The organism is Nocardia arthritidis NBRC 100137 (assembly GCF_001612765.1).
GTDB lineage: Bacteria > Actinomycetota > Actinomycetes > Mycobacteriales > Mycobacteriaceae > Nocardia > Nocardia arthritidis.
The window spans coordinates 1-16,311 of sequence record NZ_BDBB01000032.1; the positions used below are offsets into that span (position 1 = coordinate 1).

Genomic DNA, 16,311 nt, shown 5'->3' on the forward strand with positions numbered 1-16,311 from the left:
GGCCGCTCGGGTCGAGTTCGCGCAGCAGCGGCGCGCCGGCCAGCCGGGCCAGCCGGGTCCGGATGCGGGCGGTCAGCTGCTGGGCGGCTTTGCGGGTGAACGTCAGTCCGAGCACTTCGTCGGGCAGCACGAGCCCGTTCGCGACCATCCACACCACGCGGGCGGCCATGGTCTCGGTCTTGCCCGCACCCGCGCCCGCGACCACGAGGGTCGGGCCCGGCGGCGCGGCGATCACGGCGGCCTGTTCGTCGGTCGGCGGCGGCAGGCCCAGCGCCTGAGCCAGCTGATGCGGCGTCACCCGGCCGGTCACGGCAGCGCCCCGGCAGCCGGCCGCGGCGAGGCCGAGGGCGCGCTCACTCGTCGGTCACCTGCCTTCCGCTGTCCTGCACGGGGCAGCTGCCCGCTACCGCGCAGTGGCGGCATCCGTCGTTGCGCATGGCGAGGTAGCCGGGCCCCTGCGTGGACGCGGCGGCCTGGTGAATGGTGTCCCGCCAGTGCTCGAGCGCCTCGGCGTCCAGCGGGGGCTGCATGCGCTGAGTCGCGCCCTCCGCCTTGCTCGGCTTCGCGACGTACACCAGCCGGGCCCCACCGGGTTCGCCGGACGGAACGGTCCCGGTGTCCGCATCGGCGGAGCCGGATTCCGCCGGCGTGTCGAGAGCGCCCATGGCGGCCGCCACCTGATAGGTCGCCAGTTGCGCGTGATCGACGGCGGCCTGCTTGGTGACGGGCGACTTGCCGGTCTTCACATCGACGATCACGAACCGCCCCTGCGCATCGCGCTCCAGCCGGTCGACGCGGCCCCGGATCCGCACGGCGCGTTCTTCTTCCGTGCGCGCGGGCAACACGCAATCCACCGGCACCTCGACGCCGGCCTGAGTGAGCTCGCCGCGGGTGTTGCGGACCCAGGCCGAGAAGGTCTCCAGCATCGCCTCGGTGCGGCGCAGTTCTTGCCGGGAATGCCAGCCGGTCCCGGGATCCACCGCCCGCCAGGCGCGATCCAGCGCTTCGCGCACCTGGTCCGGGGGTACTTTGCCCGCGAGCGCCTGCACCAGCGTGTGGACCAGGTTGCCCTTGACGGCGTGCGGATTGTCGCCGTCGGTGCCGCCGTGGCGTTCCAGCGCCCAGCGCAGCGGGCAGGTGCGCAGCAATTCGACGGTGGAGGGCGACAGCGCTACCGCGCCGTCGTCCTCGATCCACAGCGGTCGCCGCGAGCTGAGCTCGGCGGTGCCGTACCAGTCCTCGGGGTGGGTGCCCCGCACGCCCGCGTCCGCCAGCCGCGCGAGCTGATGAGCGGCGCGGCGCCTGCGCTCCGGGTCTGCCTCGGGATCGCAGACCACGCCGCGCAATTCGGCGACCAGGGAGTGCATCACCAGGGCGCGTCCGGGATCGACCACCGGCAGCGCACCGGGCTCACCGTCGTCGTCGTGCCCGAGCAGTTCCGCGAGAAAACGCGAGGGCACCAGATCACGTTCGCCCGCGACCGATTCCACGGCGGTGACCAGCAGCGAGCGCCGGGCCCGGCTGCACGCGACGAGCAGCAGCCTGCGCTCCTCGGCGAGGATCGGCGCCGCGCGGCTCACCCGTTCCCCCGCGCCGGACACCCCGGCGGTGAGATCGACGAGATCCTCGGTGTGCAGCAGGGTGCCGCGGGCGCGCGGGTTGGGCCAGATCCCCTCCTGGACGGCGGCGACGGCGACAACATCCCATTCCCGTCCGGCCGCGGCGTGCGCGCTCAGCAGCGCCACTGCCTCGCCCGGCGCCGTGCGCGGCGCCGCGTCCTGCGGAATCTCCTGTTGGGACAGGTATTCGACGAACCCTTCGATGCTCGCGCGCGGCAACCGGTCGACGTAGGCGGCGGCCGCGTCGAACAACCCGACCGCGGCGTCCAGATCGCGATCGGCTTGCATGCCGACCGCGCCGCCGCGCTCCGACTGGGCCACCCAGCGCCGTTCCAGCCGGGAACCGGTCCACAGCGCCCACAGCACGTCCTCCAGGCTCGCGCCGCGCCCGCGCGCCTTCCGTGCGCGGCGTAGCGCGTCCAGTACCCGGCGCAGCGGCGCGGCCTCGACCTCGGTGAGCCGGTCCAGGATCGCCGGATCGCCGGTCCCGATCAACAGGTCGCGCAGCACCTGCGCGGAGGGGCGGTCGATATCCGTGTCGCGGTCCGGCGGCGGATCGTCGGCCGTGTCCGGGGTTTTCGCCCCGGCGCGCACCGATTCCAGCACAGCGCGCCGGATGCCCCGCCGCAGCCGGCGCAAGGCGATCTGGTCGGCGCCGCCCAGCGGGCCGGACAGCAGGTCGAGGGCGTCCTCCGGTTCGAATGCCGGTTCCGCGCCCCGCTGCGCCGCCTCGCCCGCCAGGATCGCGCGCAGCGACAGCAGCATCCAGGCCGCGCCGCGCCTGCGCGCCAGGGGTGTGTCCAATGCGGGCTGCTGCACGGGCACGCCGGCGGCGAGCAGGGCACGGCGCAGCGGCGCCAGTGACAGCGGCACCGAACGCACGATCACCGCCATCCGCGACCACGGCACGCCACCGGTGAGATGCGCCCGGCGCAAGTGGTCGGCGATGAGCGCGGCCTCCTTCGCGGGGGTGGCCAGCACGCGGACCCGCACCTCGGTGCCGTCCTCCCGCGGTCCCGCGCCTTCGGGCACCGGAATGCGCTGTGGCGCACTGCCCGGCAGGCGTGCGGCGATCCGCGCGACCGCCAGCTCCACCTGACCGCCGCAGCGATGGCTGCCGCGCAGCACGATGCGCCGCTCGGGCGGCACGTCGAGTTCGGCGACGAACCGCGCGTCCGCGCCGCGGAAGGCGAAGACGGCCTGATCGGGATCGCCCGCGATCACCGTGGTCCGTGCGCTGTGCCCGATCGCCCGGACCAGGACGGCCGCCTGTGGGTCCAGGTGCTGCGCGTCGTCGACCAGCAGGTATCCGATCCTGGCGCGTTCGGTGGCGAGCAGGTTCGCGTCGGCGGCCAGCGCGTCCAGCGCCGCGCCGACCAGTTCGGCGGCGTCCAGCGCGGGCGCGGTCGCCTCCGGCGCCTCGACCCCGACCGACCAGCGCAGCAGCATCGTCTGCTCGTAGCGGATGGCGAACCTGCCCGCCGCCACCCATTCGGGCTTGGCGTGCTCGCGGCCGAGACGCACCAGGTCTTCCGGTCCGAGACCGCGTTCGGTGGCCCGGAGCATGAGATCGCGCAATTGCTCGGCGAACCCGCCGAGCGCGAGCGCGGGCCGCAGTCGCTCCGGCCACAATCCGCTCGCGCCTTCGGCCATGTCGGCCAGATCGCCGCGCAGCATCTCGCGCACCACGGCGTCCTGTTCGGCGCCGGTGAGCAGACGCGGCGGCGGGTTGCCGTGCGCCAGCGCGTGCCTGCGCAGCACGGAGAAGGCGTACGAGTGCAGGGTGCGCACCAAGGGTTCTCGTGTGGCCCCGGGCACACCGCCCTCGGCGCCGGGCTCGGGTCCGCTCAGCCGCGTGGTGATGGCGTCGCGCACGGCGCCTGCCGCTTGTTTCGAATGGGTCAGCACCAGGACCGATCCGGGATCGGCTCCGGCGGCGATGCGCCCGGCGGCGAGATCGACCAGCAGAGCGGTCTTGCCCGTGCCCGGGCCGCCGAGTACCTGCCAGGGCCGCCACCCCGGGCGCGCCGGACCGGCCTCGGCGGCGTCAAGCAGCGCGCGAACATCGGCGCCCCAGTCTCGCGGCCGGGGCGCCACCACAGTCCGGCGAACCAGTCGCACCGCGCCATCCGATCGCACCACGCGGGCTATTGCAACAGACACGACCGACACGCCGGTACACGCCTCCGCCCGACCGCCGGTGCACGCGACTGCGGCGCAGGTCAAAATGGACCGGTGTCTGTTTTGAATGTTCATCGGTTCGGTCCGACGACGGGACCGGTGGTGCTGGCCCTGCACGGCGTGACCGGCCACGGCAAACGCTGGGAAGACCTGGCCACCCGGCATCTGCCCGATGTCCGCGTGCTCGCGCCCGACCTGCGCGGGCACGGTCGCTCGACCTCGCTGCCGCCGTGGAACTTCGAGACCATCGTCGAGGATCTGGTCGGGTTGGTCACCACGGAGGCGGACCGCCCGGTGGTGGTGGTCGCGCACTCCTTCGGCGGCGCGTGCGCGCTGCACCTGGCGCATCGGCACCCCGAACTGGTGCGCAAGCTGGTGCTGCTCGATCCGGCCATCGCGCTGGAACCGGAATGGCTCAACGAGATCGCGCTGTCCACCCTGGTCTCGGCCGACTACGACAGCGTCGAGCACGCGCGCCAGGACAAATTGGACACCGGCTGGGGCGACGTCGAGCCGCGGTTGCTGGAAGCCGAACTCGACGAACACCTGATGCCCACCGCGGACGGACGCTTCGGCTGGCGGATGAGCCTGCCCGCCGTCAACTCCTACTGGGGCCAGTTGGCCCGCCACTGGGTGCTGCCGCCCGCCGACCTGCCCACCGTGCTGGTGCAGGCGATGAAGGTGCACCCGCCGTTCGTGACGCCGGAGTTCCGCGCGGCGCTCACCGAGCACATGGGCGCCCGCCTGACCGTGCTCGAATGGAACTGCGATCACATGGTCGCCCAGGCGTATCCCGCCCAGACCGGCGAACTCGTGCGCTCGGTGCTCTGAGCCGATGCCGACCACCGACGCCCAGGTCGAGCAGGTGCGCGCGCTGGTGTCGGCGATCCCGCCCGGACGGGTCGCCACCTACGGCGACATCGCGGCGGCCGCCGGTCTGTCCACGCCGCGCACGGTGGGCTGGATCATGCGCACCGACTCGGCCGACCTGCCCTGGCATCGCGTGCTCGGGGCGAGCGGCAAGCCCGCCGCGCACCTGGCCCATCGCCAGCTGCGCCTGCTCGCCGAGGAGGGCGTGCCGATCCACGACGGGCGCGTCGACCTGCGAGCCGCGCGTTTCCCCCTGCCCGATCTCCCGCGCGACTGAGCACCGCTTTCCGAAATGCCTCCGTGCCCGAATGGCGGACAGTACCGTTGATCCATGCCCACCCGCCTGGCATGCGTCGCCTTCGATGCCGACCGACCGCGTCCGGTCGCGGATTTCTGGGCCGAACTGCTCGGATGGAGCGTGACCCTCGACCGCCCCGACGAAGTGAACGTCGCGGCCCCCGACGCCGACGGTGGCGACTTGGCGCTCACCTTCCTGCCCGCGATGCGGGCCAAGGTCGGCAAGAACCGCTTACATCTCGATCTGGCCACCCGCTCGCTGGACCACCAGCGCACCCAGGTGGACCGGGCGCTGGCATTGGGCGCGCGATCGGTCGACATCGGCCAAGGCGCGGTGCCCTGGGCCGTGCTCGCCGACCCGGAGGGCAACGAGTTCTGCGTGCTCGAACCCAGGGAGGAGTACGTGGACACCGGATCCGTCGCGGCGATCGTGGTCGACACGCGCGACCCGCGACGCCTCGCCGAATTCTGGTCGGCCGCCACGGGCTGGCCGTCCACGCATCGCGGCGAGCGGCTGACCGGGCTGCGTTCACCGACCGGGGTCGGCTCCTGGCTGGAGTTCGTGCGCAGCCCCGACGCGGGGTCCGGCCGGACCAGGCTGCGCCTGGATCTCACCTCGTTTCCGGCCGACGACCGGGCCGCGGAGGTGGCCCGGCTGCACGCGGCGGGCGCCACGACGATCGACCGGGGCTCCCCGGCGCCCGCCCGGGACACCGATCTCGTGCTCGCCGACCCGGAACTCAACGAGTTCCGGCTGCTGCCCCCGGCTCGCTTCTGGTCGAACGCCTGATCCGGGCCGTCCGCTCCCGGGCTTCCCGGCGGTGACGAATTAGCATGGCCGCCATGGTGTACCTAGCTCGAGGTCGTGGCGTGTGATCGCCGCCGACGCGATCGTGCTCGCGGGCGGCCGGGCCAGCCGGATGGGCGGCGTGGACAAACCGGCCATCGTCATCGGCGGCCGTTCCATGCTCGAGGTGGCGCTCGCCGCCGTCGCCTCGTGCGCGCACACGGTGGTCGTCGGACCGCATCGGCCCGAGCTGGCGCCGGAGATCGTCCAGGTGCGCGAGGTGCCGCCCGGGTCGGGTCCGGTGCCGGCGATCGACACGGGGCTGCGCGCCCTCGGCTCCGCCGCCCCGCTGGTGGTGGTGCTGGCCGCCGACCTGCCGTTCCTGTCGCCGTGGGCGATCGCCGAGCTCCTCCGGCACGCCACCGAATCCGGCGCGGACGCGGTGTTCGCCGCCGACGAGTCGGGGCGCCCGCAATATCTGATCGGGGTGTGGCGGCGCTCCGCGCTGGCCGCCGCGCTGGACGGGCTCGACGCGCTGATCAATCAGCCGATGAAAGCGCTGGTGCCCGCCGCCGCCGCGATCATCCCGCTCTCCGGCGTCGGTGACTGCGACACCGACGAACAGGTGCGGCAGGCCAGGGCGGTGGTCGACGCACCACGGCAGCAATCCCCGCTCGACCTCGACGAGGCACGAGACATCCTGCGCGGCAGCCTGCCCCGGCTCACCACATATGAAGCCGATCTGCATTCGGTGCTCGGGGCGGCGCTCGCGAGCCCGCTGACGGCGGCCGGGCCGCTGCCCCGCTTCGACGTCTCGGCGATGGACGGCTACGCGGTGGCGGGTGACGGCCCGTGGCGCCTGCGCCGCGATATCGGCTTCGCGGGCGGGCGGCGACCGGTGGGACTGCTGCCGGGCGAGGCGGTGCGGATCGCCACGGGGGCGCACGTCCCGGACGGCACCACGGGTGTGCTGCGCGACGAATTCGCGCACATCGCCGATGAGACGCTGTATCGCCTGCCGGACACCCCGCTTCGCGACGACATCCGCCGCCGAGGAGAGGACCGCGCGGCCGGTGATCCGGTCGCGCCGGAGGGCACGCCGGTCACCGCGGCGCTGGTCTCCGCGGCCGCGAGCGTCGAAGTCACCGTGGCGCCGGTGCGCGGCCCGGTCCGCGCGCGCATCGTGATGACCGGGGACGAGATCCGCAGCGAGGGGCCGCTGCAGGCGGGGCAGACCCGCGACTCGATCGGTCCCGTCCTGCCGGATCTGTTGTCCTGGAACGGTATTCGCACCGCCGATCGGGTGCATCTGCGCGATACTCCGCACGGCTTCGACGAGGTCATGACCGTCGCGCCGGAGTGTGACCTGCTGGTGATCGTCGGGGCGACCGGCGGCGGAGCCGCCGACCAGCTCCGCGGTGCCCTCGCCCGCGCCGGAGCCGAGATCCTGGTGCCGCGGCTGCGGCTGCGGCCGGGCGGTTCCACCGTCGTGGCCCAGCTCGCCTCCGGCACCACGGTGCTCGGCCTGCCCGGCAACCCGTTCGCCGCCGTGGCGTCGCTCATGGCGCTCGCGCCCGCGATCGTCGAGGGCCGCACCGGCGCCGCTCCCGCGCGCCCGCTGCGCGGACCGCTGCACAACGCCGCAGAGATCACCGGAGCGACGCCACGCGTCGTTCCGGCCCGCGCCGCCGGGGAAGGCGGCTGGATCGGTGACCCGACCATCCGCACGGCGCACCTCGGTGGCCTCGTCGACCGCGACGGCCTGGTCGTCGTCCCACCCGATGCCGGAGACGGAGTGATCGTCGAGTTCCTGCCGCTGCGCCGCTGAGCAACGCGTCGCGCTCCGGGTTCGTCGCTTCCGGGCACGGAAGTGCTTGCAGCGCAGTTCTTCCAAGACAACGAGTGCGCACACGACGCCGACAACGCGCCGCCACCGATCCGAAGTCGGTTGCCTTACAGACGAATCAGCGGGAGCGGCAGCGACCACTCGAATGATCCGCACGCTCCCTTACGACAGCGGAATCGAATTCACCACGATAAACACCGAGGCACTCGCGCACGCGTCACCACTTGCTCTGGTTCACCCTTGCCCCAACCCTCCGGCGCGCTGAGCAGGGGAAAGTCAACCAGAGGCACACCTCGGCCGAATTTGTTATCTAAATCAACGTGAATAATGCTTCTACCTGCACAAACATGACGAATCTGCCGCTAAGGGGCATATTTTTCATTTCCCCTTCCGGACGCCATATCCGCTCGCTATCGTGTGTTCGTTAGGCGAATATCAATCCCCCGGAAAGGACCGTGTGGAGATGACTGAAAAGTCGAAGAAAACGCCTAAGAAAATGCCGAAGCAGATGCCGAGGCAGCAGCAGCAACAGCGCCAAGAGCAGGACATGCGCGAGGGCGCGGACATGGAAGGCCGTCGGGGCACCAGGAGCGAGATGCCCGACCGGCGCGGCGAGCAGGAGCGCCGCCGCTAGTTGATCTGCGCCACCCGCGCCGCCGGCCCCAACTCCTCCCGGGACCGGCGGCCGCGGTCGTTCGAGACCCGTGCGCTTACCCCGCAGGTAATTGCCGCACCGCACGCGGCGGACCTACCGTCGGTGCGACGCCATCTCCGGCGTGATCGAACGAAGGAAGGCCAAACGCCATGTCCGCCTATGGCTTCGCCCACCTCCGCAGTCGCAGGGCCCATCCCGACATCCTCGAATACCTGGAGCGCATCCAGGCCACCTTGGACCCGTTCGGCGGCCGCTTCGTCATCCACGGGCCCCCGGCCGAGGTCGTGGAAGGCAACTGGCCCGGCAGCATGGTGCTGATCGAGTTCCCCGGGATGACCGAGGCGCGGGAGTGGTACCACTCGCCCGCCTATCAGGAAATCCTGCCGCTGCGCGCCGATCACATCGACGGCGACCTGCTGCTGATCGAGGGCGTCGGCCCGGACTACGACCCACGCGAACGCGCCGCGAAACTGCGCACCCCGGCCGCCTGACGCGATTTCGGCGCGCCGTCCCCCGTCCGATACCGTTGACCAGGCACGACACGGTTCGACGCGAGAAGGATGCGCCTGATGGACGACAGCTCTCTGGTCTGGGACGACGGCGTGCTCGTCACCATCGACCAGCGCGGCCTGCCGCACGAGGTGCGTGAACTGCGGCTGAGCACCGTCGACCAGGTCATCGACGCGATCAAGACGCTGGCCATCCGCGGCGCGCCCGCCATCGGCATCGCGGGCGCGTTCGGCGTCGTCATCGCCACCGCCGCGCACACCGTGGACGGCGTGATCGACGAGGCTGCGGTGCAGGCCGAGGCGGACCGGATCGCCGCCGCACGGCCGACCGCGGTGAACCTGGCCTGGGCGGTGCGGCGGGTCAGCGCGAAGGTGGGGCAGGGCGCAGGCGCGGTGCTCGCCGAGACGCTCGACATGCTCGCCGAGGACGGCCGGGTCAACCGGGCCGCCGCCACACACGCCGCCGACCTGGTGCAGCGCCTGTGTGCGGACCGGCCGCTGCGTGTGCTCACCCACTGCAACACCGGGCGGCTGGCGACCAGCGCGTTCGGCACCGCCATCGGCACGCTGCGGGTGCTGTCCGAACGCGGCGCGATCGAACAGGTGCTGGTGGACGAGACCCGTCCGCTGCTGCAGGGCGCCCGGCTGACCACCTGGGAGCTCGCCGAAGCGGGCATCCCGCACCGGCTCACCATCGATTCCGCCGCGGCTTGGGCGATGGCGACCGGACAGGTCGACTGCGTGCTGGTCGGCGCCGATCGGGTCACCGCCAACGGCGACGTCGCCAACAAGATCGGCACCTACGGTCTCGCGCTCGCGGCTCGCCACCACGGCATCCCGTTCGTCGTGGTCGCCCCGGAGTCGACCCGCGACCTGTCGATGGCCACCGGCCGGGAGATCGTCGTGGAGGAACGCGCGGCAACCGAGGTGACCGGATTCGGCGGCACGGCAACGGCTCCCGAGCACACCGAGGTCTTCAACCCGGCCTTCGACGTGACGCCGGCCGAATTGGTGACGGCGGTGGTCACCGAGCACGGCGTGGTGCACCGATCCGAACAATCGCACGGCGCGGCCATCGCGGACATCGCAGGCGAGCTCTACCGGCGCGGTTGGATGCCGGGCACGGCGGGCAACATCTCGGTGCGCACCGGCGCCACCGCCCTCGTCACCGGAAGCGGGTTGTCCAAAGGCGAACTCACCGAGCGCGACATGGTCACCGTGCGGGTAGCGGACTCCGCGCCCGTGGCAGGTCACGGACGCAAACCCTCCGCCGAGACGACGATCCACACCGCCGTCTACCGGACCCGCCCGGCCCAGGCGGTCGTGCACATCCATCCGCCGTTCGCCACCGCACTGGCCACCCGATCTGCGTCCCCCGGCACGCTCGCCACCCTGCGGATCACCGACTACGAGCTGATCAAGGGGCTCGGCGGCGGCGATCCGGCCGTCGCGGAGATCCCGGTCTTCCCGAACTGGCCCGAGGTGCCGCGCATCGGCGCGGACATCGAGCGCTACCTCCTCGACCATCCCGGGGCGCTGCCCGTCCTGGTCATCGCCGGTCACGGAATCACCGCCTGGGGCGATGATCTCGCCCAGGCGCGCGATCGCGCCGAATGCCTGGAAGCATTGTGTGAGCTGGTGTCCCGCACCGGCAGTCCGGCGGCGTTCGCCCCGCGCGACGACTTTCTCGAGATTGGACTGACATGACCCTCTTGCAGGTGATGGCCGCGGGCGACGCGGCCGACGTGCGCGTACGCACCAGCGACGACGAGGTGATCGGCACCGAACTGGCGAAGCACGGCGTAACCTTCGGCCACTGGCCGGTGATCGAGAACGCCGCGTCGGTGTCTTCCGAGGATCTGCTCGCGCACTACGCGACGAACGTCGCGGAACTGAACGACTCCGGGCGCTACAAGCACATCGACATCGCCCGCATCCACCCCGACGACGCCGACCCGAAGTGGCCGGAGATCGCCGAGGGCGCGCGCGGGAAGTTCCTCGACGAGCACCGGCACGGCGAGGACGAGGTACGCTTCTTCGCCGCCGGACGCGGCTGCTTCTATCTGCACCTGGGCGAGGAGGTCTTCGCGGTGGTGTGCGAGGGCGGCGACCTGCTCTCGGTACCCGCGGGCACGCTGCACTGGTTCGACATGGGCGAGCGCCCGGATTTCATCGCCATCCGCTTCTTCGAGGAAGCGGACGGCTGGGTCGGCGACTTCACCGGCGACAAGATCAGCGCGGGCTTCCCCACTCTCGACGAGCTGCTGACCGCGCCGTGATCGAGGCCGTCGTCGTCGACATCGAGGGCACCACCAGCCCCACCGCCGCGGTCCGCGAAGACCTGTACGGCTATACCCGGCAACGGCTCCCGGAGTGGCTGGCCGAGAACGGCTCCACGGACGCGGCTCCCGTGCTGGCCGCGACCAGGGAGCTGGCCGGACGCCCGGACGCGGGCCCGGAGGAAGTCGCCGCGATCTTGCGCGAGTGGCTCGACACCGACGTCAAGGCCGAGCCGCTCAAGACCGCGCAGGGCCTGATCTGCGCGGAGGGCTTCCGCGGCGGCGCACTGCACGGCGAGTTCTTCCCGGACGTGCCACCGGCGCTCGCCGCGTGGCACGCCGCGGGCCTGGCGCTGTACGTCTACTCCTCGGGATCGGTACGCAATCAGCGGGATTGGTTCGCCTTCGCGCGCGGGGGCAGCCTGTCCGACCTGATCAGCGGGTACTTCGATCTGTCGACGGCGGGCGGCAAGCGCGAGTCGTCCTCCTACGACAAGATCGCGGGCTCGATCGGCGCGCCCGCCGAACGCATCCTGTTCCTGTCCGATCATCCGGACGAACTCGATGCCGCTGTCGCCGCGGGGTGGCGAGTCGTCGGGCTCGCCCGGCCCGGCGAGCCCAATCCGCCTCGGCCGCCGCACCGCTGGGTCGGCACGTTCGCCGATGTCGACCCCGCCGCCCCGGCCTGAGGCGACGGCAGACGCGTTCATCCGCCGATGCCGCAACCACTTTCGATCCCTGCCTCGACGGGCCTTCCAGGTGACGCGGCACCGGCCACCCGCGCAGCCCGGTGGCGACGAACCGTGATCGGCTGCGTCCCAGCGAGATTCCGGATCGACGGTCAGGACAGAGCGGCGGCCGGCGACGGGCAGGGCGGCTCCGTCGACGAAGCCGCCGTCGGTGGAGAGCAGGAATGCGACAGCGGCGGCGATCTCGTCACCGGTCGCGACGCGCCCCATGTTCACGATCGCCCCGCCCGCGCCCACGGCCAGGAATCGGCCTACCGCGGTGCCGCAACCGACCACCGCGGTGTCGGTGAGCTCCAGGACACGGTCCGCGGCGTGGACCGCTCGGGGCCAGACGAATTCGTGGACGGCGATTCCGCACCACGCGCGGAACGACAATTTCTCGCCGTGTCGGGCGAATTCTCAGCGAATTGTGATTGGGCTTACAATACGCTGCCAGGAAACCTCGGCCGAAACACTCCGGAACGGATAAGCGGGGCACCCCCGACAGCCGCTCCATTGTGTTAACAAATGTAAAGCACTGGAGAACCAGCCGTTTCCAAAGCATCACCGACGCGGGCGTGAGTGGACTACTCCGCTCCGATTCCGTCCAGTTCAGAGCGGGTTCGCCCTGGTCGACCCGCCGGACCACGCCGGGGAGGCGCGCACTACCGTGACCGGGAGGTTGCGCCGATCTCACAACTCACCATGCTTCCGAATGGGCTGTGAGAAAGAGGTTTGGCCAGCCGTGCGCGCCTCTTTACAGTCGGAACATCCACCCGATCGCACAGCTCGAAGGGGACGTCGTGGTTAATTCCCGCACCCAGGGTCACGCACCCTCCGCCCCGGCCACCGACGCCGGGGACGCGCTCCTGCGGCTGGGGAAATACTTCCACCGGGGCGAGGTGTCGTCCGATAACCGGACGCTGCACAAGGTCGGCGGGCGCAGCGCCGACGAGTTCTACCGCGATCGCTGGTCCCACGACAAGGTGGTGCGCTCCACGCACGGCGTGAACTGCACCGGCTCGTGCTCGTGGAAGATCTACGTGAAAGATGGTGTGATCACCTGGGAGTCGCAGCAGACCGACTACCCGTCGGTGGGCGCCGACAAGCCGGAGTACGAGCCGCGCGGCTGTCCCCGCGGCGCGTCGTTCTCCTGGTACACCTACTCGCCCGCCCGGGTGCGCTACCCCTACGTGCGCGGCACGTTGCTGGAGCTGTACCGGGAAGCCAAGTCCCGGCTCAAGGACCCGGTGCTGGCCTGGGCGGATGTCGTCGAAGACCCGGAGAAGGCGCGCAGCTACAAAGCCGCCCGCGGCAAGGGCGGATTCGTGCGCGCCGAGTGGTGGGAGGCGGCCGAGATCGCCGCCGCCGCGCACGTCTACACGATCAAGCAGTACGGCCCGGACCGGGTGGCCGGGTTCTCGCCGATTCCGGCCATGTCCATGGTCAGCCATGCCGTCGGCGCCCGGTTCATCTCGCTGCTCGGCGGCTCCATGCTGTCGTTCTACGACTGGTACGCCGACCTGCCGGTGGCCTCGCCGCAGGTGTTCGGCGACCAGACCGACGTGCCCGAGTCGGCGGACTGGTTCGACGCCGGTTACCTCATCATGTGGGGCTCGAACGTGCCGGTCACCCGGACACCGGACGCGCACTACATGACCGAGGCCCGCTACCGGGGCCAGAAGGTCGTCGTGGTCTCCCCCGACTACGCCGACAACACCAAGTTCGCCGACGAGTGGGTGCCCGCGCGTCCCGGCACCGACGCGGCCCTCGCCATGGCGATGGGCCACGTGGTGCTGAAGGAGTTCTTCGTCGAGAAGACCACGCCGCGCTTCCTCGACTACATCAAGCGCTTCACCGACCTGCCGTTCCTCATCACTCTCGACGAGCGCGACGGCGCCTACGTCCCCGGCAAGTTCCTCACCGCCGCCGACCTGGGCCGTACCGGCGAGGGCGTGCAGTTCCAGACGGTCCTGCTGGACGCGCAGGCGCAGCCGGTGGTGCCGAACGGCTCGCTCGGCCATCGTTTCGGCGACGAGGGAGCCGGGCGCTGGAACCTCGATCTCGGGGACGTCGATCCCCTGCTGAGTCTGTACGGCCGCACCGACGACGCTGCGGCTGTACAGATTCCCCGCTTCGACAGCGACACTCCCGGCGTGCTCACCCGCGGCGTGCCGACCACGACCGTCGCGGGCAGGCGCGTCACCACGGTCTTCGACCTGCTGCTCGCGCAATACGGCGTCGGCCGCGACGGCCTGCCCGGCACGTGGCCCAGCGGCTACGACGACGCGGCCGAGCCCTACACCCCGGCCTGGCAGGAAGCAATCACCGGCGTGCCCGCCGTGCAGGCCCAGCGCATCGCGCGCGAGTTCGCCGACAACGCCGAGCGTTCCGGCGGCCGCTCGATGATCCTGATGGGCGCGGGCACCAACCACTGGTTCCACTCCGACCAGATCTACCGCGCGTTCTTCACCTTGACCCTGCTGACCGGCTGCCAGGGCGTGAACGGCGGCGGCTGGGCGCATTACGTCGGGCAGGAGAAGTGCCGCCCGGTGACCGGCTGGTCCACCCTGGCCTTCGGCCTGGACTGGCAGCGCCCGCCGCGGCAGATGCAAGGCACGGTGTTCTGGTATCTGACCAACGACCAATGGCGCTACGACCCGTTCACCGCCGAGCCGTTCGCCTCCCCCCTTGGCACCGGCAAGTTCGCCGGCCGCACCGCCGCCGACAACATCGCTCTGGCCACCCGGCTGGGCTGGATGCCGAGTTACCCGACCTTCGACCGCAATCCGCTCGATCTGGCGGACGAGGCCGAGGCCGCGGGCAAGACCGCGCCCGAGCACGTGGTGGACGGGCTGAAGTCCGGCGACCTGCGGTTCGCCTGCGAGGACCCGGACGCGCCGGAGAACTTTCCCCGGTGCCTGACCGTGTGGCGAGCGAACCTGCTCGGCTCCTCCGGCAAGGGCAACGAGTACTTCCAGCGTCATCTGCTGGGCGCCGACTCCAATCTGCAGACCACCGACGCCACCGGCGTGCGGCCGCAGGAGCTGACCTGGCGGGAGACCGCGGCCACCGGCAAGCTGGATCTGCTGCTGTCGCTGGACTTCCGGATGACCAGCACCACGCTGTTCTCCGACATCGTGCTGCCCGCCGCCACCTGGTACGAAAAGCACGACCTGTCCTCCACCGACATGCACCCGTTCGTGCACGCCTTCTCCCCGGCCATCTCGCCGCCCTGGGAGGCCAAGACCGACTTCGACGCCTTCCACCGGATCGCGCGCGGGTTCTCCTGGATGGCCGAGAAGCACCTGGGCAAGCGCAAGGACATCGTCGCGGTGCCGTTGCAGCACGACTCGCCGGACGCGACGGCCCAGGCGGGCGGTCGCGTGCTGGACTGGAAAGCCGGTGAGTGCGAACCGATTCCGGGCAAGACCATGCCGAAACTGGTCGTGGTCGAACGCGACTACCCGAAGCTGGCGGAGAAGATGGCCGCGCTCGGGCCGCTGATCGACACGCTGGGCGTCACCACCAAGGGCGTCACCACCTATCCCGACCAGGAGGTCGAGTACCTCGCCGGGGTGAACGGCACGGTCGTGTCCGGTGTGGCGCAGGGCCGCCCGTTGCTGGCCAAGGACACCCACGCGGCCGAGGCGATCCTCGCGCTGTCGGGCACCACGAACGGCCGTCTGGCCGTGGAGGGTTTCCACGCGCTGGAACGCCGCACCGGCACCAAGCTGGCCGACCTGGCCGCCGAGCACGAGGGCAAGCGGATCACCTTCGCCGACACCCAGGCCCGTCCGGTGCCGGTGATCACCTCGCCGGAGTGGTCGGGCAGCGAGACCGGCGGACGCCGCTACTCGCCGTTCACCATCAACACCGAGCGGCTCAAGCCCTGGCACACGCTCAGTGGGCGCCAGCACTTCTACCTCGATCACGACTGGATGATCGAGCTCGGCGAGCAGCTGCCGATCTTCCGCCCGCCGCTGGACATGACCGCGCTGTTCCACGAGCCCTCGATCGGCGACGTCGGCGACAAGGGCGTCACCGTGCGCTACCTGACCCCGCATTCGAAGTGGTCGATCCACTCCGCCTACCAGGACAACCTGCACATGCTGACGCTCTCGCGCGGCGGGCAGACGATCTGGATGTCCGACCGCGACGCGGCGAAGATCGGTGTGGCCGACAACGACTGGATCGAGGCGATCAACCGCAACGGCATCGTGGTGGCCCGCGCCATCGTCAGCCACCGGATGCCCGAGGGCACCGTGTTCATGTACCACGCCCAGGACCGCGCGGTGGACGTGCCGCGTATCGAGGGCATCGGTGAGGACACCAAGGGCCGAGGCAAGCGCGGTGGCATCCACAACGCGCTCACCCGCATCATGATCAAGCCCTCCCATCTCATCGGCGGCTACGCGCAGCAGTCCTTCGCACTGAACTACCACGGCCCCACCGGGAATCAGCGTGACGAGGTCACGACGATCCGCAAACGGTCGCAGGAAGTGGAGTACTGACATGGGCGAGGGCGACACGCGGACCC

General features: G+C 71.1%; 12 protein-coding genes. 10 read left to right on the forward strand and 2 right to left on the reverse strand.

What is annotated here, in order from left to right; all coding sequences use genetic code 11:
- Positions 1 to 310, reverse strand: a 310-nt coding sequence (locus NA8_RS21860; RefSeq protein ID WP_157106830.1) for a UvrD-helicase domain-containing protein, incomplete at its 3' end; no start/stop codon positions are given.
- A 43-nt stretch (positions 311 to 353) separates the two neighbouring features.
- A complete protein-coding gene (locus tag NA8_RS21865; protein ID WP_063052265.1) occupies positions 354 to 3,782 on the reverse strand; it encodes an ATP-dependent helicase in 3,429 nt (1,142 codons plus the stop codon).
- A gap of 72 nt (positions 3,783 to 3,854) precedes the next feature.
- On the opposite strand from NA8_RS21865, the gene NA8_RS21870 reads away from it, so the two are divergent.
- The 10 genes from NA8_RS21870 to NA8_RS21915 all read left to right on the forward strand — a co-directional run bounded on the left by NA8_RS21870 (position 3,855) and on the right by NA8_RS21915 (position 16,285).
- Positions 3,855 to 4,631: an alpha/beta fold hydrolase gene (locus NA8_RS21870; RefSeq protein WP_063052220.1), complete on the forward strand. Its 777-nt coding sequence runs from the start codon at positions 3,855 to 3,857 to the stop codon at positions 4,629 to 4,631.
- A gap of 4 nt (positions 4,632 to 4,635) precedes the next feature.
- The gene (locus NA8_RS21875) at positions 4,636 to 4,947 is read left to right on the forward strand and encodes an MGMT family protein (protein ID WP_063052221.1); all 312 of its coding nucleotides are present in this window, start codon (positions 4,636 to 4,638) and stop codon (positions 4,945 to 4,947) included.
- 54 nt (positions 4,948 to 5,001) lie between these two features.
- The gene (locus tag NA8_RS21880; protein ID WP_063052222.1) at positions 5,002 to 5,757 is read left to right on the forward strand and encodes a VOC family protein; all 756 of its coding nucleotides are present in this window, start codon (positions 5,002 to 5,004) and stop codon (positions 5,755 to 5,757) included.
- A gap of 82 nt (positions 5,758 to 5,839) precedes the next feature.
- Positions 5,840 to 7,582 (forward strand): NTP transferase domain-containing protein, encoded by a 1,743-nt coding sequence (locus NA8_RS21885; RefSeq protein ID WP_084466984.1) that lies wholly within the window; start codon positions 5,840 to 5,842, stop codon positions 7,580 to 7,582.
- 481 nt (positions 7,583 to 8,063) lie between these two features.
- Complete coding sequence (locus NA8_RS33925; protein ID WP_157106832.1) at positions 8,064 to 8,234, forward strand: hypothetical protein; 171 nt, start codon at positions 8,064 to 8,066, stop codon at positions 8,232 to 8,234.
- Between the two features lie 170 nt (positions 8,235 to 8,404).
- On the forward strand, positions 8,405 to 8,746 hold the full coding sequence (locus tag NA8_RS21890; RefSeq protein ID WP_063052223.1) for a DUF1330 domain-containing protein: 342 nt from the start codon (positions 8,405 to 8,407) through the stop codon (positions 8,744 to 8,746).
- A 78-nt stretch (positions 8,747 to 8,824) separates the two neighbouring features.
- Complete coding sequence (gene mtnA / locus NA8_RS21895) at positions 8,825 to 10,471, forward strand: S-methyl-5-thioribose-1-phosphate isomerase (RefSeq protein ID WP_084466985.1); 1,647 nt, start codon at positions 8,825 to 8,827, stop codon at positions 10,469 to 10,471.
- Positions 10,468 to 11,043 (forward strand): 1,2-dihydroxy-3-keto-5-methylthiopentene dioxygenase, encoded by a 576-nt coding sequence (locus NA8_RS21900; protein ID WP_063052225.1) that lies wholly within the window; start codon positions 10,468 to 10,470, stop codon positions 11,041 to 11,043. Before mtnA ends, NA8_RS21900 begins: the two co-directional genes overlap by 4 nt.
- Positions 11,040 to 11,732 carry an acireductone synthase gene (mtnC, locus tag NA8_RS21905; RefSeq protein WP_063052226.1) on the forward strand — a complete coding sequence of 231 codons (693 nt, stop codon included), beginning with the start codon at positions 11,040 to 11,042 and terminating at the stop codon, positions 11,730 to 11,732. Before NA8_RS21900 ends, mtnC begins: the two co-directional genes overlap by 4 nt.
- Positions 11,733 to 12,574: 842 nt before the next feature.
- Positions 12,575 to 16,285 carry a nitrate reductase subunit alpha gene (locus tag NA8_RS21915; protein ID WP_063052228.1) on the forward strand — a complete coding sequence of 1,237 codons (3,711 nt, stop codon included), beginning with the start codon at positions 12,575 to 12,577 and terminating at the stop codon, positions 16,283 to 16,285.
- Positions 16,286 to 16,311: the final 26 nt, after the last annotated feature.

What these genes read in the sequence shown, in the direction of transcription:
- NA8_RS21875 (WP_063052221.1), top strand. Translation starts at nt 4,636, where the DNA reads ATGCCGACCACCGACGCCCAGGTCGAGCAGGTGCGCGCGCTGGTGTCG.
- NA8_RS21880 (WP_063052222.1), top strand. Translation starts at nt 5,002, where the DNA reads ATGCCCACCCGCCTGGCATGCGTCGCCTTCGATGCCGACCGACCGCGT.
- NA8_RS33925 (WP_157106832.1), top strand. Translation starts at nt 8,064, where the DNA reads ATGACTGAAAAGTCGAAGAAAACGCCTAAGAAAATGCCGAAGCAGATG.
- NA8_RS21890 (WP_063052223.1), top strand. Translation starts at nt 8,405, where the DNA reads ATGTCCGCCTATGGCTTCGCCCACCTCCGCAGTCGCAGGGCCCATCCC.
- mtnA (WP_084466985.1), top strand. Translation starts at nt 8,825, where the DNA reads ATGGACGACAGCTCTCTGGTCTGGGACGACGGCGTGCTCGTCACCATC.
- NA8_RS21900 (WP_063052225.1), top strand. Translation starts at nt 10,468, where the DNA reads ATGACCCTCTTGCAGGTGATGGCCGCGGGCGACGCGGCCGACGTGCGC.